The organism is Acidovorax sacchari (genome assembly GCF_042847045.1).
Lineage (GTDB): Bacteria > Pseudomonadota > Gammaproteobacteria > Burkholderiales > Burkholderiaceae_C > Paracidovorax > Paracidovorax sacchari.
This window is the reverse complement of the sequence record NZ_AP035783.1, coordinates 1,173,611-1,193,501: the sequence shown is the minus strand read 5'-3', so window position 1 is coordinate 1,193,501 and position 19,891 is coordinate 1,173,611. Positions and strand designations below refer to the sequence as shown.

Below are 19,891 nucleotides of genomic sequence, written 5' to 3'. Positions count from 1 at the left end.
AACGAAAGCAAAAGGCCGCGGGTAGCGGCCATGCCCCGATTTTAGGGTTTTCCCTCCGGCGCCCGCGCACGCGATGGAATGCCCCCTCCTCGCGCGGGGCGCAGTCGGCATGCCCTCCCACGGCCCACGGCCGCGCAAAGTGGCGACAATGTGGGCCTTTGCCGCCCCACCTGTCACCATGAAGCGCTTCTGGCTGCTGTTTTCCCAGGCCGTGACCGTGTTCGTCGCCGCCTACTTCGTCGTCGCCACCCTGCAACCGGACTGGATCCGGCGCGGCGCCACGCGCAGCGGCGCCGGCATCTCGCTCATCGAGGCCCCGCCCGCCCCCTCCTCCCAGCCCGTGGCGGGCAGCTTCAGCGCGGCGGTGCGCAAGGCGGCCCCGGCCGTCGTCAGCATCAACACCAGCAAGGCCGTGCGCAACCCGCGCAGCAACGACCCCTGGTTCCAGTTCTTCTTCGGCGACCAGGGCGCGCAGCAGACGCAGACAGGCCTGGGCAGCGGCGTGATCGTGAGCCCGGACGGCTACATCCTCACCAACAACCACGTGGTGGAAGGCGCGGACGAGATCGAGGTCACCCTGGCCGACAGCCGCCGCACCCGCGCCACCGTGATCGGCACCGACCCGGACACCGACCTCGCCATCCTCAAGGTGGACCTCGACAAGCTGCCCGCCATGGTGCTGGGCAACTCCGACCAGCTCTCCGTGGGCGACCAGGTCCTCGCCATCGGCAACCCCTTCGGCGTCGGCCAGACCGTCACCAGCGGCATCGTCAGCGCCCTGGGCCGCAGCCAGCTCGGCATCAACACCTTCGAGAACTTCATCCAGACCGACGCCGCCATCAACCCCGGCAACTCCGGCGGCGCGCTGGTGGACATCAACGGCAACCTGATGGGCATCAACACCGCCATCTACTCCCGCTCCGGCGGCAGCATGGGCATCGGCTTCGCCATCCCCGTCTCCACCGCCAAGCTCGTGCTCGACGGCATCGTCAAGGACGGCCAGGTCACCCGCGGCTGGATCGGCGTGGAACCCAACGAACTCTCGCCCGAACTCGCCGCCACCTTCGGCGTGCGCGCCACCGAGGGCGTCATCATCACCGGCGTCCTGCAGGACGGCCCCGCCGCCCGCGCCGGCATCCGGCCCGGCGACGTGATCGTGCGCGTGGGCGACAAGCCCACCGACAACGTCTCGGCCCTGCTCAGCGCCGTCGCGGCCCTGAAGCCGGGCGAGCCGGCGGCGTTCCAGCTGCAGCGGGGGGATACGCAGCTGGAGTTGAATGTGGTGCCTGGGACGCGGCCGCAGCAGAGAGGCCAGCGGCGGTGAGGGATAGAGCGCGGTGGTGAGTTGTGAAAGGGCAGAGCCGCTACCACCAGCACATGCTCACAGCCACTCTGACTAATATTAATTTATGCCAAACAGGAGCACGCTCTGGCAAAGCAGAACTAAATTTCTAGAGTTGGAGCTGTCTCAAGGCGGGACGTAGCCAGGGGCAAGTGCAGTGCTGGCACCATATATTGACAAGGGATCTTTAAGCCAAAGGTGATACACGTCAGGCGAAAGGGAGTGATCAGGAGAGCAATCTATTCCCCATAATTTCGTCACGTAACCTACGTTTGCGGCCCGCACCTTAACTCGCAGCACTCCATCAGGCATGTCGTAGTCCAGGTTCACGACCTCGGCACGCGCGATGCCGGGATGAGGAACCAGTTCCAACGTAATGACACGGCTCCACTGTGCGTCGGAGCTAGGGAGCTCATGGGGCTCTACAGAAGCATCTTCCAAGACGGTAGCCTCGACTATCCGCCGAAGAACAAAGTCAAGGAATGTCCTGTTCTTCCGGTCGTAAGCACGAACGTGCCAACGAACCCTGTTAGTAACAAGCGCGAACGGAACAATTTCTCTTTCGTTCTCTCCGCTTGTCATCGAAACATATCTCACCTTGATTGGTTTACCCTGTTTGATTGCTCTCGCAACTGCAGCAAGGATTTCAACTTTAGGAAGAGCAAGCTCCAAAGGCAGTTCGCATGGCGTGATCGCTTGCGGCTGACTGCCGATGCTCAAAGTCAAACCCTGAGCTAGCGTAGCCAGTGCTTGACTTACGGAATGGTGATACCACGGAGCGAACTGGGGCGTCGGACGGTAGACCTTCTGCTTATCAAGCTTGGCGTTGTCAGGCGCTACTGCTAGGTACTGAGCTATGGCCCGGGTAGCCACTGCAGAGGAGATGCCGAAGCGTGCAATCAAATCATTACGGCGCAATTCACCCAGGAAATACAACTGGAAGTCAATGAATGCAAGACGCTCCCGTAATGCATGGGTGAACTCTGCTTCTTCGCTTTTGTTCTCGGGAAAGCTAGGCTCAGGCTCATTCATGCACACATGATAGCAGGCGCGGTCACACACGACCTCTTTGATGCGTTGACATGATCTTTTTGATCGCATACATTCATCAATGCGATCGCTTTGATCGCGCTATAGAAGGAGCCTACATGGCGAAGAACCCTCCGGTCGGGGACGGCCACAGAGTCGGTGCTGTGCGTCAACGCAGCCAAACACAAACACCATCTGGTCACTATGTAAAACGTGATGCAGAGACAGGACGATTCATGGACGTCAAAACCTCCAGCAAGGAACCCTTCAAAGGGGTTCGCAGAGAGGGGAAGTGATGCTCTATCGCCTATCGGAAACCCTGCTAGCGAACTTATTGAGCAAGCCTCAAGTGGCTATCACGACGGGCCACCTCATCTTTCGTGGCGCCCTCATGTGCTGTACGGCTGGATGTCTATTGCAGGTACCTGTGAAGGCCATTTCGATCGTGCATGCGCTTGGTTCACAGACGCATACAACGGACGTGTCGCTCAGCGATGTCTTGCCCGGAATTCCAACTTGGTGGATTCCCGAAAGTGCGATCAGCTTTGCCCTCCTGATCATGGCAGGAGCGTTCGGCGTTTGGCTAGCTCACTCTGGCAAGAGGCTTAGACGTCTGTATGCCTGAGACACCTGCAAGAAAAATGGGCCATGAGCTTCAGCCCATGACCCATTTTTTCCCTACGGACACTCGACAGACGACGTGTGTTGAGGGTTGTGCGCTGAAATTTTCAACGCGTGTTTGGCGACCGCAAGTCTACTTTAGCTCACCCCTCCCGTGGCAACGCTCGTCTGAGAAAGGAGGTAAACAGCATGAGCAAGCAACTGAGTTTTGACTTCCCCATTCCTGCTGGTATGAAGATCGTGTTTCGGCCCTATCGGACTTTGCCCAACGGACAACGCATTTGGGCACGTCAATACGGATTTAGGGCGTTTCCTATGCTAGTGCCTGCATAGATCTTCCAACAAGAAACCTGCTGACTTGACTAGAGGCAACAGGTTTTACCTGAGCGCCGCGATGCCGTGGCCTGCGGGGATAAGCACGTGCCCAACCCTCAGGCCGACGGCTCCCGCTGCTCCGCAGCATCCTCCGGCGCCTGCGTGTGCCGGATGAAGATCTGCGCCGCCCAGATGCCCAGTTCGTACAGCAGGCACATGGGCACGGCCAGCGCGAGCTGGGACACCACGTCCGGCGGGGTGACGACGGCGGCGATGATGAAGGCGACGACGATGAAGTAGCCGCGGAAGCTCTTGAGCTTGGCCACATCGACGATGCCCATGCGCGCCAGCACGACGACGACCACGGGCACCTCGAAGGCCAGGCCGAAGGCCAGGAACATGGTGAGCACGAAGCTCAGGTAGGCCTCGATGTCCGGCGCGGCGGTGATGCTCTTGGGCGCGAAGCTCTGGATGAAGCTGAACACCTGCCCGAACACGAAGAAGTAGCAGAACGCCACGCCGGCGAAGAACAGCACGGTGCTGGAGACGACCAGGGGCAGCACGAGCTTCTTCTCGTGCGAGTACAGGCCCGGCGCCACGAAGGCCCAGACCTGGTAGAGCACCACGGGCAGGGCGATCAGGAAGGCCGACATCAGCAGGATCTTGATCGGCACCATGAAGGGCGAGATCACCGAGGTGGCGATCAGCGTCGCGCCCGCGGGCAGGTGCGCCACCAGGGGGGCGGCCAGCAGGTCGTAGAGCCGGCCCGGCCCGGGATAGAAGAAGAGCACGACCCCGACGATGCCGACGGCGACGACGGCCTTGATGAGGCGGTCGCGCAGCTCCATGAGGTGCGCGACGAAGGGCTGCTCGGTACCGGCCAGCTCGTCTTCGAGGGAGGGTTTTTCGGACATGGTGGAGGTGGGCGGCCCGCGCGGGGCCGCGCGGACGCGGCCGTCAGCGGGCCATCACTGGAACTTGCGGGGCCGGAAGCGCGCGACGCGCGCCGCGCCCGACTGGGCCTTGGTGCGCACGCCGGCGCGCGCCTTGTACCACTGCGGGGTGGCACTGCGCTTGAGGCGCCAGTTCTTGCCGGGGTGCTTGTAGGTCGGGACGATGCGGGACGATGGCCCCTCGAGGGCGGCGGGATCCAGGGTGCCGTCGTGGCCGGCTGCGGCCGCGTCGGAGGTGCCGGATTCCCAGTCCTTCTGGAATTCGCTCGCGTGGGTCTGGAAGCTGTGGTGAACGTCGCGTGCGGCGGTCTCCACCGTGTCCTTCATCTTGCGCAGCTCGTCCAGCTCCATGGAGCGGTTGACCTCGGCCTTCACGTCGGCCACGTAGCGCTGCGCCTTGCCCAGGAGGGTGCCGACGGTGCGCGCGACGCGGGGCAGCTTCTCGGGGCCGATGACGATGAGCGCCACGGCGCCGATCAGCGCCATCTTGGAGAGGCCGATGTCGATCATGGAAGGCGGGAGGGCGGTTCAGCAGGGAAACAGGGGGGACAGGAGACAGGACAGGAGCGGTCAGCCCTTGTGCTTGGCCTCGACGTCGATCGTGCCCGGGTCGGCGGCGTGGGCCTGCTGGTTCGTCACCTGCCCTGCCGGGGGCGTGGCGGCGGTGGTGGAGGCGGGCGTGCCGTCGGGCGTGCTGCCGTCCTTCATGCCGTCCTTGAAGCCCTTCACGGCACCGCCGAGGTCGGAACCGATGTTCTTGAGCTTCTTCGTGCCGAACACCATCACCACGATGAGCAGCACGATCAGCCAGTGCCAGATGGAAAAGGAACCCATGGAAATCTCCTAACGAATACGGCCCATTCTAGACCCGGCGCACGTCACGGAAGTTGCATATCCCTGACCGCCGCCGGGGGCGGTTTCAGCCCTTGAGCCAGGGCCTGGGGCCACCCATCACGTGGAGGTGCAGGTGGTGCACTTCCTGCCCGCCTTCGGTGCCGGTATTTACCACGATGCGGAATCCGCCGTCCGGATAGGGATTGCAGCCCTGCTCCAGCGCCAGCTTGGGCGCCAGCACCATCATGCGGCCGAGCACGCCGGCATGGGCGTCGGTCACGCCGGCCATGGAGTGCACGTGCTGCTTTGGCACCATGAGGAAGTGGACGGGCGCGCCGGGGTGGATGTCGTGGAAGGCGAAGACTTCGTCGTCCTCATAGACCTTCCGCGAGGGAATCTGGCCGGCGATGATCTTGCAGAAAAGGCAGTCGGGATCGTGCATGGCGTGGGAAAGGGAATCGGGTCGGGAAACGCGTCAGGCATTGTCGGCGATGTTCACCGTGGGCCGCACCCCGACGTCCCCGTGGTGGCGCTCGATCCAGGCCTGGCCGGCCGCGCGGCCGAGCGCGAAGAGCTGGCGCACGAACGGCAGGTCGGCCCGCAGCTTGCTCGATGCGCCGAACTCGGCCAGCACGGAGCCGCCGTCGATGCGGTGCATGCGAACGCTCTTGTAGCGCTGCGCGTCCAGCTTGCCCTCGGCCAGCAGGCGCCGCACGAACTCGATGGCGCGCATCTCGGCCAGCAGGCTGGCGTTGAAGGTGACCTCGTTCATGCGCTCCATGATGTCCGCGGCGCTGTCGGGCAGTTCGGTGTGCTCGATGGGATTGATCTGCACCAGCAGGATGTCGGCGCAGCGCGTCTTGTAGATCAGCGGGTGCAGCGCGGGGTTGCCGGAGTAGCCGCCGTCCCAGTAGTGCTCGCCCTCGATCTGCACCGCCTTGAAGAGCAGCGGCAGGCAGGCCGAGGCCATGACCGCGTCGGCGCTCAGGCGCTGGCCCGAGAAGATCACGCCGCGGCCGGTGCGCACGTTGGTGGCGCAGACGAAGACGCGCGGCCCGGGCGCGTCGCGCAATACGTCGAAATCGACCTCGCGCTCCAGGAGCCGGCGCAGCGGGTTGATGCCCAGCGGGTTGGTCTGGTAGGGCGACAGCCACTGCGACATCATGCCCATCAGGGGCGTGGAGGCGAGCGGCACGCCCCACATCAGGCTGCCCATGGCGCCCACGCCCTCCCAGAGCCGCGTCAGGGCCTCGCGCGCCATGGCGCAGCCGCGCTCGTGCAGCGCCTCGCCGCGCAGTCCGGGGTTCTGGTGGGCGGCCTGGGCGAAGCCGTGGGCCAGCGTCACCGCGTTCATCGCGCCGGCGCTGGTGCCGCTGATGCCCTCGAAGTGGAAGCGGCCGTCTTCCAGGAGCGCGTCCAGCACGCCCCAGGTGAGCGCGCCATGCGATCCGCCGCCCTGCAGGGCGAGGTTCAGGGGCACCGAGCCCGGCGCCGGCGCAGCCTGTTCAGACATCGATGGCCTGGCCCTTGTTCATGGCGACCATGCCGCGCACGATGCGGTAGAGGAACCAGATGGAGATCAGGCCCCAGGCGATCCAGCCGGGGAAGACGAACAGCAGCCACAGCGGCGCCGTGACGAGGTAGAGCACGCCCGCCCAGATCACGGTGCGGATGCGCCAGGAGAAGTGCGAGGCCTGCCACGTGCCTTCGGCATCGCTTTTCTTCACCAGGTCGATGACGAGGGCGATGATGAGCAGCGCCGCACCGGGTTGCGCACCCGGAATGACGGCGCCCACCGCAACGATGAGGTGCAGGATGTAGCTCACCCAGCCGATGGTTTTCAGGCCGTCGGCGCGCGCGTCGAGGTCGATGTCGGTGATGTCGTTGCGGTTCATGTCGGCGGTCCTCAGGGTTGGGATTCGTCGGCGGCGCGCTGCAGCGACTTGCGCAGCGCCTTTTCCTCGATGCCGCTGGTGCCTTCGCGGCGCTCCAGTTCGGCCACCACGTCGGCGGGCGCCAGGCCGTAGTGCGCCAGGGCGATCATGGAGTGGAACCAGAGGTCGGCCACCTCGTAGACGAGCTTGGAGGCGTCGGCGCCGTGGTCCACGTCCTTGGCGGCCATGACCACCTCGGTGGCCTCCTCGCCGATCTTCTTGAGGAAGGCGTCCGGGCCCTTGTGCAGCAGGCGCGCCACGTAGCTCTTGTCGGCGTCGCCGCCGTTGGCGGGCTTGCGGCTTTCGATCACGGCGGCGAGCCGGGCGAGCGCGTCGCCGGAATGCACGGCCGGCACGGCCACGGGCGAAAGGGAATCGTGGTTCATCACTGTCACTTGTAGATGGATTCGGGGTCTTTCAAGACCGGATCGACGGCCTGCCATGCGCCGTCCTTCAGCACGCTGAAGAAGCAGCTGTGCCGGCCGGTGTGGCAGGCGATGCCGGGCTCGTGGCCCAGCTGGGTCACCTTGAGCAGCACCACGTCGTTGTCGCAATCGAGCCGGATCTCGTGCACGGTCTGCACGTGGCCGGATTCCTCGCCCTTGAACCACAGCTTGCCGCGCGAGCGGCTGAAATACACCGCGCGGCCCAGTTCGGCCGTCTTCGCCAGCGCCTCGCGGTTCATCCAGGCGAACATGAGCACGTCGCCCGTGCCTGCTTCCTGCGCGATCACGGGCACGAGGCCCTGCGCATCCCATTTCACTTCATCGAGCCAGTTCATCGCCCCATTCTCCACTTTTTTGCTGCACTGCAACATGACACCGATGCCCACCGGGCCATGCCTCTAGAGGCGCACGGGAATGCCCCGCGCGGCCATGCGTTCCTTGGCCTGCGCCACCGTGTATTCGCCATAGTGGAAGATGCTGGCGGCCAGGACCGCGTCCGCCCCGCCCTGCTGCACGCCGTCGGCCAGGTCGTCGAGGCCGCCCACGCCGCCCGAGGCGATCACCGGCACGCTCACCGCATCGCTCACGGCGCGGGTCAGGGCCAGGTCGAAGCCGGACTTGGTGCCGTCGCGGTCCATGCTGGTGAGCAGGATCTCGCCCGCGCCGCGGCGGGCCATCTCGGTAGCCCACTGCACGGCGTCCAGGCCGGTGTTCTTGCGCCCGCCGTGGCTGTACACGTCCCAGCCGTCGCCGCGGGGGGCGCCGTCCGGGCCGGGGCGCGCGGCCTCCTCGGGGGTGCGGCGCTTGGCGTCGATGGCCACCACGATGCACTGCGCGCCGTACTTCGCGGAAGCGGCGTCGATCACCTCCGGGTTGGCGATGGCGGCGGAATTGAAGCTGGTCTTGTCCGCACCCGCGTTCAGCAGGCGCCGCACGTCCTCCACGGTGCGCACGCCGCCGCCCACCGTGAGGGGGATGAACACCTGGCTGGCCACGGCCTCGATGATGGGCAGGATCAGGTCGCGCCCGTCGCTGGTGGCGGTGATGTCCAGGAAGGTGAGTTCATCGGCCCCCTGGCCGTTGTAGCGTGCGGCGATCTCCACCGGGTCGCCGGCATCGCGCAGCTCCAGGAAGTTCACGCCCTTCACGACGCGGCCTCCGGTGACGTCCAGACAGGGAATGATGCGTTTGGCCAGCATGGGCGGATCCTGCGAGAGAGAAAGGAAAAGGAAGGAAGAAGGGAAGAAAGAGGAGCGCAACCCCGGGGAGCCGTCAGCGCAGCACTTCGAACCGCTGCCAGCCGGTCCATTCGGCACCGGGCGCGACGTCGACGGGCCGGTGCACGCAGGCGGCCTCCACGCACAGCATGTGGCGGAAGCCGTCTGCGGGCATGTCCGGCAGCGCCGCGCAGCGCTCCGCGCCGGGGTTCCAGACGACATTCTCGGCCCAGCCGCCCTGGGTGGCGGACAGCACGCCCTGCCCCGTGTCCACGCGCAGCGGCGCGCCGGGGGCCTCGAACACGCTGTCGTATTCACCGTCGAAGCGCACCGCGCCCTCCTGCACGCCACGCCGGTCGGCCACCGCGTCCCAGCGGGCGCAGCCCTGCAGCCCGTCCACCTGCGCCCGGGCGATGTCCGCCATCCGCAGGTAGGTATGCAGCGCGCCGGTGAAGGACCAGGGCGCATCGCCGGTGTTGCGCAGCGTAAGCGACACGCGCAGCGCATCCCCGGACAATTCGACGTGCAGCAGCGCCTGGAAGGCATGGGGCCAGATCGCCCGGGTGGCCTCGTCGTCCCCGAGCGCCATCACGGCACCCGTCACGTGACCGTTTGACGACTCGGATACCAATTTCCAAGGCAAATTTCGCATGAAGCCATGCTTGGGCAAAGCCCCGCGCTGGTTGAACTGGGGGCAGCAGACCGGCACGCCGCCGCGGATCGCGGTGCGTCCGTCATGGGCCGATCGGGGGCTCAGGAACAGGCGCTCGACGCCGTCCGCCGTGGTCCAGGAAAGCACCTGCGCCCCCTGGAAAGCCACGGTGGCGGCGCCCGACCGGGGGCTGTGCAGGCGGATGGCGGGCAGGTCCGGAAACGGCGGGAGGGAGGCCGCGGGCACGGCCGGAGCGGTGGCTGTCATATTTCGGATTGTAGGAGTGACGGCCTTTGAGCGGCCGCAAGGCGGGCGCGTTGCGGCCCGGGTACGCACCGCGTATTGAACGACAATGCGCCACCCCGCCAACGGCGCAAGGAGAGCGCCGGGGGATCCATTGCTCATTTCTGCCTTGCACCATGCCAGAGAACAAAAGAAAGCTTCCCCCAACGGTCAGCATCCTGATCGCGATGATCATCGGCATCCTCGCGGGATACCTGATCAACACCCACGTCGCGGACAAGGCGGCGGTCGCGGGTTACGTATCGATCCTCTCGGACATCTTCCTGCGGCTGATCAAGATGCTGATCGCGCCGCTGGTCTTCTCCACCCTGGTGGTGGGCATCGCCCACATGGGTGACGCCGCCGCCGTGGGCCGCGTGTTCCTCAAGGCCATGGCGTGGTTCCTGACCGCCTCGCTGGTCTCGCTGGCCCTGGGTCTCATCCTGGCCAACGTGCTCCAGCCCGGCGCCAACCTCGGCCTGCCGCTGCCGGACACCCACCAGGCGACGCAGCTGGCCACGGGCAAGTTCACGCTCAAGGAGTTCGTGAACCACCTCGTGCCCAAGTCGTTCGCGGAGGCGATGGCCAACAACGAGATCCTGCAGATCGTGGTGTTCTCGATGTTCTTCGGCGTCGCCCTCGCCAGCCTCGGCGACAAGGCCCGCACGCTGGTGCGCTGCGTGGAGGAACTGTCCCACGCCATGCTCAAGATCACCGGTTACGTGATGCGGTTCGCACCCGTGGCGGTGTTCGCCGCCATGGCCGCCACGGTGGCGGTGAACGGCCTGGGCATTCTGGCCAAGTTCGCCCTGTTCATGGGCCAGTTCTACATGGGCCTGGTGATCCTCTGGGCGCTGCTGATCACCGCGGGCTTCATCGCGCTGCGCGGCCGCGTGTTCAAGCTGCTGCGCAACATCCGCGAGGCCTTCCTGCTGTCCTTCGCCACGGCCAGTTCCGAAGCCGCCTACCCCAAGCTGCTGGACGCGCTCGACCGCTTCGGCGTGAAGCGCCGGGTGTCCAGCTTCGTGATGCCGCTGGGCTACTCGTTCAACCTCGACGGCTCGATGATCTACTGCACGTTCGCCACGCTGTTCATCGCGCAGGCCTATGGCATCCACCTGCCGATCGAGACGCAGATCACCATGCTGCTGATCCTGATGCTCACCTCCAAGGGCATGGCCGGCGTGCCGCGCGCCTCGCTGGTGGTGATCGCCGCCACGCTGAACCAGTTCCACATCCCCGAGGCCGGCCTGCTGCTGATCCTGGGCGTGGACACCTTCCTGGACATGGGCCGCTCGGCGACGAACGCCGTGGGCAACTCCATCGCCGCGGCGGTGGTGGCGAAGTGGGAAGACGCCCTGCTGTCGGAAGAGGATGCGGCCGTGCACGCCGCCACGCTGGACACCCAGCCCGACGAGGCCCCCCCAGGCACTCCGGGCACCGCCACGGCGGCCTGACCGCCCGCCCGCCGCAAGGGGCCCCGCGACAGCGCCGGGCCCCTTGCTTTTTTTCAGCCCGCCTGCAGCGTGCGGGCCACGCCGTCCTGCCAGCGCCAGGCATCGGCGCACATCCGGTCCAGGCCGTGGCGGGCCTTCCAGCCCAGCAGCCGTTCGGCCAGCCCCGGGTCCGCCCAGCAGGCGGCCACGTCCCCGGGCCGCCGCGCCACCACCTGGTAGGGCACCGGCCGGCCGCTCGCGGCCTCGAAGCCGCGCACCATCTCCAGCACCGACACGGGCCGCCCCGTGCCCAGGTTCACCGTGAGCAGGCCGGGGTGCGCGCGCAGGTAGCGCAGCGCCGCCACATGGCCATCGGCCAGGTCGCACACGTGGATGTAGTCGCGCACGCCCGTGCCGTCGGGGGTGGGGTAGTCGCCGCCGTACACGCTCAGGCGCTCGCGCAGCCCCACGGCCACCTGGGCCACGTAGGGCAGCAGGTTGTTGGGAACGTCCTGCGGGTCTTCGCCGATGAGGCCGCTCTCGTGCGCGCCCACGGGGTTGAAGTAGCGCAGCCGGGCGATGCGCCAGCGGCCCGGCTCGGAGGCGTCCACGTCGGCCAGCACCTGCTCCATCATGAGTTTGCTCTGGCCGTACGGGTTGGTGGCGGAGAGGGGAAAATCCTCGCGGATGGGCAGGGAGGCCGGCTCGCCGTACACGGTGGCGGACGAGGAGAACACCAGGGTGCGGACGTCCGCCTTGCGCATCGCGCGCAGCAGCGCCACCGTGCCGGCCACGTTGTTGTCGTAGTACGACAGCGGCTCCCGCACCGATTCGCCCACCGATTTGAGCGCGGCGAAATGGATCACCGCATCGATGGAACGCTCCGCGAAGATCCGCGCGAGCAGGCCCTCGTCCCGCACGTCGCCCTCGACCAGGTCGGGCACGCGGCCGGTGATGCGGCCCACGCGCTCCAGCACCGAGCGGCGGCTGTTGCAGAAATTGTCCAGGATGAGGAATGGCAACCCGGCCTCGGCCAGTGCCACGCAGGTATGCGAGCCGATGAATCCGGCCCCGCCCGTTACAAGTATCACGCGATCTGCTCCCAGTGAATCCACTCTATTCTGGCCTGCGTAATACCGGGAGGCCAACTCCGGAATGCGGTCAGTGCGCAAGCCCAGGCCCCTGCCGGAAGGGGGATCTGCTGAAAGCAGCAAAGAGTGCACGAGAATTGATACTTATTGAAACAATACAATAAATTGTTTTTTTCTATGGGATTAACCACAGCGTCCGGCTTGGGCCACGATGTATTCCATAGGAGGGAGTGACCCAAGACCCACAGGGCAAGGCGCTCCGGCGGGCCCCGCCAACCGCGGGCAAACCCTTAGACGTTTTCTCACCCATAAGCCCAACGAGCCGTGTCCAGACGCCTGAGACTGTTGTTTTTCTGTTTGATCGCGCAGCTTTCCGCGGCAGCGGCCTGGGCCGCGTCTCCGGCGGTGGCACTGCATTACGGGCCCTCCGCCCCGCTGTCCGAGCTGAAGGTGTTCGACATCGTGGTGGTCGAGCCGGACCACGGCTACGACCCGCAGGCCTTCGCGAAGACGGGCAGTGCCCTCTATGCCTACGTCTCCGTGGCCGAGGTGCAGTCCTCGCGCGCGTATTTCCGCGACATCCCCGACGCCTGGAAGATGGCCCGCAACGGAGCCTGGAACTCCGAGGTGATCGACCAGACGCCCGCCGAGTGGCCCGAATTCTTCGCCACCCGGGTGGTCGCTCCCCTGTGGGAGAAAGGCTATCGGGGCTTCTTCCTCGACACGCTGGATTCGTACCGCCTGGCCAGGCAGTTCGACGAGGCGGCGCAGCAGCAGGGCCTCGTGCGGGTGATCGAGACGCTGCACCAGCGCTTTCCCGGCATCCGGCTGATCCTGAACCGGGGCTTCGAGATCGTGCCCCGGGTCAAGGACAAGGTGCAGATGGTCGCCGCCGAGTCGCTCTTCCAGGGATGGAACGCCAATACGCGCCGCTACGAGGAAGTGAAGGCCTCCGACCGGGAATGGCTGCTGGGGCAGTTGCGCACCATCCACGAGCGCGACGGCCTGCCGGTGCTGGCCATCGACTACGTGCCGCCCGCCGACCGGGAACTCACCCGCGCGACGGCCGAGCGCATCCAGAAGCTGGGCTTCATCCCCTGGGTGACCGACGGGCAGGTGCGCACCGTGGGCGTGGGCAGCGTCGAGCTGGTGCCACGCCGGGTACTGGTCGTCTATTACGGCGGCGAGTCGCTGTCGCTCAACTATTCGTCGCCCCACCGCTTCCTGCAGATGCCGCTCAACCACATGGGCTATGTGGTGGACTACGCGGACGTGCGCAACCCGCTGCCCGAAGGCATCCTGCAGGACCGGTACGCGGGCATCGTCACCTGGTTCTCGGGCTACCTGCCCGAGGGCCGCGTGCGCACCGTGAGCCAGTGGCTGTCCGCGCGGCTCGGGGAACGCATGCCGCTCGCCGTGATGGGCAACTTCGGCTTCGCGCTGGACCGGCAGTTCAACGAGGCGCTGGGCATCAAGGGCAACGCGAGCCCGCCCCGCGGCGAGCAGCGGGTGGCCGTGCAGGACCCGATGATGGGTTTCGAGCTGGCCGTGCAGCCTTCCAGCGGCTCGCGCTTCGAATGGGTGATGCGCAACGGCGCCCCGGCCCTGCAGCCCGCGCGCGCGCTGATCGAGCACCGCGACGCGCGTGGCGGCTCGTACCTGGGCGGCGCCATCCTGCCGTGGGGCGGCTTCGTCGTCGATCCCTTCGTGGTGACGGAAGTGCCCGGCACCGATTACGCCCGCTGGATGGTCGATCCCTTCGCCTTCCTCACACAGGCGCTGCGGCTACAGCCCTTGCCGGTGCCGGATGTCACCACCGAAAACGGCCGGCGCCTGCTGTTCTCGCACGTGGACGGCGACGGCTTCCCCTCGCGCGCGGAGCTGGCGGGAAGCCCCAACGCGGGCGGCGTGCTGCTCAAGGAAATTTTCGAGAAATACACCCAGGTGCCGCAGACCATGTCGGTCATCGAGGCCGAGGTCGCGCCCCACGGGCTGCATCCCGACACCAGCGCGGAGATGGAGGACATCGCGCGGCGCATGTTCCGCCTGCCGCACGTGGAGATCGCCAGCCACACGTATTCGCACCCGTTCCTCTGGGACCGCAGCGTGCGCCACGGCCTGTTCAGCGACAACTCGGAAGCCGCCATGAGCCTGGACGTGCCGGGCTACACCATGGACCTGCGCCGCGAGATCGTGGGCTCCACCGATTACATCAACAGCCGCCTCGCCCCGCCCGACAAGCGCGTGAAGATCCTGCTGTGGTCGGGCGACACCGCACCCAACGCGGAGGCGCTGGAGATCACCGAGCGCGCGGGGCTGCTGAACATGAACGGCGGCGATACCTCCATCACGCGCACCAACCCGTCGCTCACGGCCATCGGCGCCTTCGGCATCCAGAAGAACGGCTACCTGCAGGTGTACGCGCCCATCACCAACGAGAACATCTACACCAACCTCTGGAAGGGCCCCTACTACGGCTTCGAGCAGGTGATCCAGAGCTTCGAGATGACCGACAAGCCCCGGCGCATCAAGCCGGTGGACATCTACTACCACGTGTATTCCGCCAGCAAGCGCGCGGGCCTGACCGCGCTGCGCAAGGTGTACGACTGGGCCATGGCGCAGCCGCTGCATCCGGTGTTCGCGTCGGAATACATCCGCAAGGTGCGCGACTTCCACACCTTCGCCATCGCGCGCGACGGCGGCGGCTGGCGCGTGCGCGGCGACGGCGAACTGCGCACGCTGCGCCTGCCCGGCGCGCTCGGCACGCCGCAGCTGTCTGCCAGCCAGGGCGTGGCGGGCTACCGCGGCGGATCCGAAGGCCTGTACGTGCACCTCACGGGCGGATCGGCCTGGCTGCGCACGGACCAGGCCCCCGGCACCACGGCCGGCCCCACGGAGCCCGCCCCGGCAGCCATGGCGGCAGCGCGGCCCGCGCCCTACCTTTTCGAAGCCAACGCCCGGCTCGCGGACTGGAGCGTGGCGGCCGACGGCACGCGCACCGATTTCCGGCTCGCGGGCCATGCACCCATCGTCTTCAGCCTCGCGAACGCGCGCGGCTGCCAGGTGCGCGCCGACCAGCGCGCCATCGCCCCGGAACGCCAGGCCGCCTCGGCCGGCCCCGACGTCCTCGCCTACCGACTGACCCATGCTGCTGCGCAAATCCAGCTCCAGTGCCCAGCCCGCTGAGCGGCCCGTCCTAGCGCCGCCCTGGCTGATCACGCTGCTCGCCGGCATGGTGGGCGGCGGCCTGTGGCTGCTCTACCCGCGGCAGGATCTGGAGCGCCGGCTGGCCGAGACCGAGAACTCCGCGCTCTCGGTCGCCTACCTGCACAACCTGCTGCGCAGCGATCCGGACAACCCGCGCCTGCGGCTGCTGCTCGCGCAGCGGCAGATCGCCGTCGGCCAGATGGGCGACGCGCGCGCCACGCTGCAGCCCGCGCTGGACTCGTCCGACCCGCAGATCCACCGCGACGCGCTCTGGGCGCTCTGGGAGCTGTCGTACGCCGAGTACCAGCGCACGCCCGAGCGGGAGGCCACCTACCGCAAGGCCATGCGCGAGGACCTGCTGCGGCAGCTGCGCGCGCTGTCCGCCGAGCCCTGGCCGCTGGAACGGCGCGTGCTGCTGACGCGCCGCGCCGCCGAACTGCAGGACCGCGTGCTCGGGGCCGCGATGACCCGCAGGATGGCCGAGGAGGCCACCGACCCGCGGGAAGCCGCCCTGCTCTACGAGCGTGCCGCGAAGGAGGCCCTGGGCCAGTCGGACTACGCGGGCTCCGCGGAGCTGTACCTCCTGGCGCGCCGTGCCACGCCGGATGCGGAGCAGGCCAAGGCCTTCTACATGGCCGCGGTGCGCACCCTGCAGTCGGGCAACCGCCCCGTGGAAGCGCTGGAGATGGCCGAACGCGAGATCGGCCCGCTGGCGAAGGATCCGCAGGTGCTGCTGATGATCACGCAGCTGGCGCGCGCGGCCGGCAAGCCCGCCGTCGCGGACCGGTATGTGCGGCAGCTGCTGCGCATGTCCTGGCTGCGGCAATGGGAGGACGACGCCACCGCGCTGGCCGCGGCAATGCCTCCCGTCGGCGCGATGCTGCGCCCCATGGCCTGGCACGTGCCCCCTCCCCCGGCCCCGGCTCCGGCACAGCGCTACGACGACGGCGCCCACCTGCTGCGCCCGCCCGTGATCTCGCTGCCGTCCGCGGCCGGCGCCGGCGCGGCGAACGGCTGGGAATTCCGCCGCACGGCGGGCCCCGCGCCGGCGCCCGCGCCCGCCGCTCCCGCGGTCGCGGCCCCGCCCGTGCCGATCCCCGCGCACCTGCTGCCCTACGACGAGAAGATCTACGGCATCGCGTTCGAGGTCTTCCTGGAAAACCGCAAGCTCGACGATGCCTGGCTGATCGCGCATGCCGCGGTGCAGGCACGGCCCGACGACCTGGCCTGGCGCGGGCGGCTCGCCCAGGTGTCGGAATGGTCACAGCGGCCCGGCGTGGCGCTGCAGAACTGGCTGGTGGTGGCGCAGCGCACGCAGAAGGAAGCCGCCTGGCAGGCGGTGCTGCGCATCGCGCCGGGACAGTTCGACGACACGGCACTGGTGCAGGCCATCCGCTTCCAGCTGCGCCAGCGGCCCGACGATTTCGCGCTGATCCGCCAGCTGGTGGCCACTTACGAACGCATCGGCGAGCCCCAGCCGGCCATCGACTACCTGCGCCAGCACGGCAAGATACCCGAGGCGGTGGAACTGCTGGCCCAGCTGGCCGAGCGCGCGGGGCAGCCCACGCTGGCGCTGGAGACCTGGCGCCGCCTGCTGGCGGACCCGAAGCAGCTCACCCCCGAGCGGGCCATGCGTGCGGCCGTGCTCGCGCTCACCCACGACCGGCCCGACGAAGGCCTGGGCTGGCTGGAAGCCGCACAGCAGCGGCAGGCCCCGCCGGAAGCGGCCGCCATGGACTTCTGGCGCCTGACGGGCCAGCTGGCCGAGAGCCGGCAGCGGCAGGCCCTGGCCGTGCAGGCCTACCGCGCGCTGGTCGGTGCCAAGGACCACGACCGCTCCGACTACGACGCGCTGATCCGCCTGCTCATGGCCGACCAGCCGCTCGAGGCCGCCAAGGTGTCGGCGCTCGCCTGGGAGAAATTCGGCGACCCGCGCTACCTCGTGGATGCACTGTCGGTCTATTCCAGCCGCAACCAGTGGGACGCGATGGGCCCGCTGATGCGCAAGCTCGAAGCCGGATCGCAGGAGACGCGGCAGGCGGTCGCCGCACTGCGCGAGATTCCCGAGTTCCTGCGCCTGGCGGGCGGCTACTACCAGGCCCAGGGCGATCTCGCCCGCGCGCGGCGCTATTACGAGGACGGCCTGCGCGCCAGCCCCGATTCGTCCGAGATGCGGCAGGCGCTGATCTGGCTGTTCATCGACAGCAACGATGCGGTCTCGCTGCGCACCCTGCTGACCACGCAGGAGCGCAGTTGGGCGCGCGACGAGGACGTGCACGACGCGCTCGCCGCCGCCTACCAGGCGCTCTCGCTGCCGCAGGTGGCGCTGGAGCGCTACCTCACGCCGCGCGTGGCGCAGCACCAGGACGATTTCCTGTGGCTCATGAATTACGCGGACGCGCTGGACCAGAACCAGCAGACCGACCGCTCCTGGCGCCTGCGCCGCGAACTGCTCTCGCGCGAATGGCGCGCGGCCCGGCAGGCTGGCGAAGGCGGCAAGCGGCTCACGCCGCAGCAGGCCCGCGCCCGGTGGCTCACCGAGGAAGGGCTGGACACCACGCGCCGCGTGGCCCGCGCGCGCCTCATGCTCACCCAGCGTCCCGGCGATCCGGCCCTGGACGTGCTGCGCGAACTGCTGCGCATGGACACGGACGACCGCGGCCGCATGTCCAACGCGGCGGCCGAGACCGCCATCGGCTGGTTGCAGGATGCCGGCGAGTACACCGCCGAGCGCGGCTACCTCTGGCAGCAGTACGCCCGCGCCCGCGGCACGCGCACCAACCGGCCGCTCTGGGCCGAGATCACGGTGGCGCTGGCCGAGGACGACAAGGCCGCCACCGGCCAGTTGCTGGAAGGTTTCGACGAGCGCCTGCCCCGCTACGACCGCGTCAACGCCGCCCGGGCGGTGGACGACGTGCGGCTCGCGCAGACCGCGGCCTTCGACGCGCAGGGCGAGCAGCGGGAGGACGAACCCCTGCAGCTGCAGCTCACCGAGACCCTGCTGGCGTTCAGCGACCATGCCGGCGGCTACGGCAAGATCCAGCAGCTGGGCGGCCTGGACGAGGACGAAGCCGGCAGCCGGTTCCACATCGCCTTCAATCCGCGCATGGCGCTGGACCTGGAGTTCGCCAGCATACGGCGCCGCTCCACCGACCCGCTGGTGGTGGTGAATCCGCCGGATGAAAGCGTGTTCGACGCCCGCCTGCACTGGCGCCATCCGGACGGCGAGACCACGCTGCGCGCGGGCCGCCGCGTGAGCTTCCAGGCCTATACGCCCGTGCAGATCGAGCACGAGCAGCGCATCGACAACCGCCTGTCGCTGCGCATGGAACTCGGATTCCAGCTGCCCAGCCAGGAAAGCCTGGCGCTGCGCATCGCCGGCATGAAACGCCGCGCGGGTGCCAGCCTGCGCTACCAGGCATCGCGCCTGGACCGCTTCGTGCTCGAATATGCGGACGAACGCTACCGCCTGCAGACCGGCGCCGACCTGGGCAGCGGACGGCACACCACGCTGAGCTACATCCACACCTACCGGCAGGAAGCGCCGCTGCTGGAGTTCGGCGCCTTCTGGTCGCGCCACGATTTCTCGCGCACCGACATCTTCTCGCTCGCCCCGCGCGACCGCGAGTTCCAGCGCTACCTGCTGCCCGGCATCGTGCCGGGGCCGGACTACTTCCTGCCCGACAGCTTCACCTACTACGGGCTGCAGGTATCGACCAACATGCGCTACGAGGAAGAGTATTCCCGCACGCTGCGGCCCTACGCCAGCGCGAGCCGCACCTGGCACAGCCGGCTCGGGCCGGGCTACGAGGTGCGCCTGGGCATGGCCGGCAGCGTGCTGGGCGGCGACCACCTGGGCCTGACCTGGGGCCTGAGCAAATCCGGACTGCAGCTGCAGCAGGGGCTCAACCGCAGCCTGCTCTTCAGCTACCGGCTGCATTTCTGACGCGTTTCTCCAAAGAAGAAAGGACCATCCCATGCCACATCCACGCACCCTGCTGCAACGCCTGCGCCACTGCGCCGCCGGCGGCCTGATCCTGGTGATGCTCGCGGCGTGCTCCACCATCGACCGCGGCACGCCCCCGCCGCTGGAGCGCAACGCCAGCTGGGTGGTCCTGCCGTTCGCGAACCACACGGAAACGCCGCTGGCCGGCAACCGCGCGGAAGCCATCGCCCTGGCCCTGCTGCAGGCACGCGGCGTGGGCCGCGTGCAGCGCTACCCCGGCGGCACGCAACAGGAAGCCCTGTTCGACGCGGGCGACGCCAAGCGCCAGGAAGAGGTGCAGGCCTGGGCCCGCGAGAAGCAGGCCAGGTACGCGCTGGCCGGCGCGGTGGACGAATGGCGCTACAAGGTCGGCGTGGACGGCGAGCCCGCGGCCGGCGTGACGCTGCAGATCATCGACGTCGCAACCGGCGACACGCTCTGGAGCGGCACGGGCGGCAAGAGCGGATGGAGCCGCGAATCCCTCTCGGGCGTGGCGCAGAAGCTGATCCGCAGCCTGATGGATTCCGGCCTGTCCGGTGCGCGCTGA

17 protein-coding genes are annotated in these 19,891 nt (G+C 67.8%); 5 read left to right on the top strand and 12 right to left on the bottom strand.

Going from position 1 to position 19,891, the window contains the following annotated elements:
* Positions 1-178: 178 nt before the first annotated feature.
* The gene (locus tag ACGHC0_RS05350; protein WP_415267623.1) at positions 179-1,324 is read left to right on the top strand and encodes a trypsin-like peptidase domain-containing protein; all 1,146 of its coding nucleotides are present in this window, start codon (positions 179-181) and stop codon (positions 1,322-1,324) included.
* A gap of 144 nt (positions 1,325-1,468) precedes the next feature.
* Here ACGHC0_RS05350 and ACGHC0_RS05345 read toward each other — a convergent pair whose 3' ends face one another.
* The 11 genes from ACGHC0_RS05345 to ACGHC0_RS05295 form a co-directional block, all read right to left on the bottom strand.
* Complete coding sequence (locus tag ACGHC0_RS05345) at positions 1,469-2,374, bottom strand: WYL domain-containing protein (protein WP_415267622.1); 906 nt, start codon at positions 2,372-2,374, stop codon at positions 1,469-1,471.
* Positions 2,375-3,423: 1,049 nt separating this feature from the next.
* Complete coding sequence (tatC, locus tag ACGHC0_RS05340) at positions 3,424-4,221, bottom strand: twin-arginine translocase subunit TatC (RefSeq protein WP_074687200.1); 798 nt, start codon at positions 4,219-4,221, stop codon at positions 3,424-3,426.
* Positions 4,222-4,275: 54 nt separating this feature from the next.
* A complete protein-coding gene (tatB, locus tag ACGHC0_RS05335; RefSeq protein ID WP_107128818.1) occupies positions 4,276-4,770 on the bottom strand; it encodes a Sec-independent protein translocase protein TatB in 495 nt (164 codons plus the stop codon).
* A 60-nt stretch (positions 4,771-4,830) separates the two neighbouring features.
* A complete protein-coding gene (gene tatA / locus ACGHC0_RS05330) occupies positions 4,831-5,094 on the bottom strand; it encodes a Sec-independent protein translocase subunit TatA (protein WP_026432668.1) in 264 nt (87 codons plus the stop codon).
* Positions 5,095-5,179: 85 nt separating this feature from the next.
* Positions 5,180-5,536: a histidine triad nucleotide-binding protein gene (locus ACGHC0_RS05325; protein WP_013593485.1), complete on the bottom strand. Its 357-nt coding sequence runs from the start codon at positions 5,534-5,536 to the stop codon at positions 5,180-5,182.
* A gap of 33 nt (positions 5,537-5,569) precedes the next feature.
* Positions 5,570-6,607, bottom strand: a complete 1,038-nt coding sequence (locus ACGHC0_RS05320) for a patatin-like phospholipase family protein (protein WP_415267621.1) — start codon at positions 6,605-6,607, stop codon at positions 5,570-5,572.
* The gene (locus tag ACGHC0_RS05315) at positions 6,600-6,989 is read right to left on the bottom strand and encodes a DUF4870 family protein (RefSeq protein WP_368354307.1); all 390 of its coding nucleotides are present in this window, start codon (positions 6,987-6,989) and stop codon (positions 6,600-6,602) included. Before ACGHC0_RS05315 ends, ACGHC0_RS05320 begins: the two co-directional genes overlap by 8 nt.
* An 11-nt stretch (positions 6,990-7,000) precedes the next feature.
* Complete coding sequence (locus tag ACGHC0_RS05310; protein ID WP_415267620.1) at positions 7,001-7,414, bottom strand: phosphoribosyl-ATP diphosphatase; 414 nt, start codon at positions 7,412-7,414, stop codon at positions 7,001-7,003.
* A 5-nt stretch (positions 7,415-7,419) separates the two neighbouring features.
* Positions 7,420-7,809: a phosphoribosyl-AMP cyclohydrolase gene (gene hisI, locus ACGHC0_RS05305; RefSeq protein ID WP_107158791.1), complete on the bottom strand. Its 390-nt coding sequence runs from the start codon at positions 7,807-7,809 to the stop codon at positions 7,420-7,422.
* Positions 7,810-7,872: 63 nt separating this feature from the next.
* Positions 7,873-8,673, bottom strand: coding sequence for an imidazole glycerol phosphate synthase subunit HisF (gene hisF / locus ACGHC0_RS05300; protein ID WP_368354305.1), 801 nt, complete (start codon positions 8,671-8,673; stop codon positions 7,873-7,875).
* 73 nt (positions 8,674-8,746) lie between these two features.
* On the bottom strand, positions 8,747-9,610 hold the full coding sequence (locus ACGHC0_RS05295) for a D-hexose-6-phosphate mutarotase (RefSeq protein ID WP_415267619.1): 864 nt from the start codon (positions 9,608-9,610) through the stop codon (positions 8,747-8,749).
* Between the two features lie 152 nt (positions 9,611-9,762).
* Here ACGHC0_RS05295 and ACGHC0_RS05290 point away from each other — a divergent pair, with 152 nt between their 5' ends.
* The gene (locus ACGHC0_RS05290) at positions 9,763-11,082 is read left to right on the top strand and encodes a dicarboxylate/amino acid:cation symporter (protein WP_368354303.1); all 1,320 of its coding nucleotides are present in this window, start codon (positions 9,763-9,765) and stop codon (positions 11,080-11,082) included.
* A 53-nt stretch (positions 11,083-11,135) separates the two neighbouring features.
* Here ACGHC0_RS05290 and galE read toward each other — a convergent pair whose 3' ends face one another.
* Positions 11,136-12,152 (bottom strand): UDP-glucose 4-epimerase GalE, encoded by a 1,017-nt coding sequence (gene galE, locus ACGHC0_RS05285; protein ID WP_415267618.1) that lies wholly within the window; start codon positions 12,150-12,152, stop codon positions 11,136-11,138.
* A 324-nt stretch (positions 12,153-12,476) separates the two neighbouring features.
* Here galE and ACGHC0_RS05280 point away from each other — a divergent pair, with 324 nt between their 5' ends.
* Genes ACGHC0_RS05280 through ACGHC0_RS05270 form a run of 3 tightly spaced genes read left to right on the top strand, consistent with a single transcriptional unit; the run spans position 12,477 to position 19,891 of the window.
* Positions 12,477-15,338, top strand: a complete 2,862-nt coding sequence (locus ACGHC0_RS05280) for a bifunctional glycoside hydrolase 114/ polysaccharide deacetylase family protein (protein ID WP_415267617.1) — start codon at positions 12,477-12,479, stop codon at positions 15,336-15,338.
* The gene (locus tag ACGHC0_RS05275; RefSeq protein WP_415267616.1) at positions 15,298-19,305 is read left to right on the top strand and encodes a tetratricopeptide repeat protein; all 4,008 of its coding nucleotides are present in this window, start codon (positions 15,298-15,300) and stop codon (positions 19,303-19,305) included. The genes ACGHC0_RS05280 and ACGHC0_RS05275 overlap by 41 nt, the downstream gene beginning before the upstream one ends.
* Before the next feature lie 31 nt (positions 19,306-19,336).
* Positions 19,337-19,891 (top strand): penicillin-binding protein activator LpoB, encoded by a 555-nt coding sequence (locus ACGHC0_RS05270; RefSeq protein ID WP_415267615.1) that lies wholly within the window; start codon positions 19,337-19,339, stop codon positions 19,889-19,891.

Excerpts from the sequence above, each read along its gene's own strand:
- ACGHC0_RS05350 (WP_415267623.1), top strand. The coding sequence starts at position 179 with ATGAAGCGCTTCTGGCTGCTGTTTTCCCAGGCCGTGACCGTGTTCGTC.
- hisI (WP_107158791.1), bottom strand. The coding sequence starts at position 7,809 with ATGAACTGGCTCGATGAAGTGAAATGGGATGCGCAGGGCCTCGTGCCC.
- tatC (WP_074687200.1), bottom strand. The coding sequence starts at position 4,221 with ATGTCCGAAAAACCCTCCCTCGAAGACGAGCTGGCCGGTACCGAGCAG.
- ACGHC0_RS05320 (WP_415267621.1), bottom strand. The coding sequence starts at position 6,607 with ATGTCTGAACAGGCTGCGCCGGCGCCGGGCTCGGTGCCCCTGAACCTC.
- ACGHC0_RS05275 (WP_415267616.1), top strand. The coding sequence starts at position 15,298 with ATGCTGCTGCGCAAATCCAGCTCCAGTGCCCAGCCCGCTGAGCGGCCC.
- ACGHC0_RS05310 (WP_415267620.1), bottom strand. The coding sequence starts at position 7,414 with ATGAACCACGATTCCCTTTCGCCCGTGGCCGTGCCGGCCGTGCATTCC.
- tatA (WP_026432668.1), bottom strand. The coding sequence starts at position 5,094 with ATGGGTTCCTTTTCCATCTGGCACTGGCTGATCGTGCTGCTCATCGTG.
- hisF (WP_368354305.1), bottom strand. The coding sequence starts at position 8,673 with ATGCTGGCCAAACGCATCATTCCCTGTCTGGACGTCACCGGAGGCCGC.
- ACGHC0_RS05325 (WP_013593485.1), bottom strand. The coding sequence starts at position 5,536 with ATGCACGATCCCGACTGCCTTTTCTGCAAGATCATCGCCGGCCAGATT.
- tatB (WP_107128818.1), bottom strand. The coding sequence starts at position 4,770 with ATGATCGACATCGGCCTCTCCAAGATGGCGCTGATCGGCGCCGTGGCG.
- ACGHC0_RS05315 (WP_368354307.1), bottom strand. The coding sequence starts at position 6,989 with ATGAACCGCAACGACATCACCGACATCGACCTCGACGCGCGCGCCGAC.
- ACGHC0_RS05290 (WP_368354303.1), top strand. The coding sequence starts at position 9,763 with ATGCCAGAGAACAAAAGAAAGCTTCCCCCAACGGTCAGCATCCTGATC.
- ACGHC0_RS05345 (WP_415267622.1), bottom strand. The coding sequence starts at position 2,374 with ATGAATGAGCCTGAGCCTAGCTTTCCCGAGAACAAAAGCGAAGAAGCA.
- ACGHC0_RS05295 (WP_415267619.1), bottom strand. The coding sequence starts at position 9,610 with ATGACAGCCACCGCTCCGGCCGTGCCCGCGGCCTCCCTCCCGCCGTTT.
- ACGHC0_RS05270 (WP_415267615.1), top strand. The coding sequence starts at position 19,337 with ATGCCACATCCACGCACCCTGCTGCAACGCCTGCGCCACTGCGCCGCC.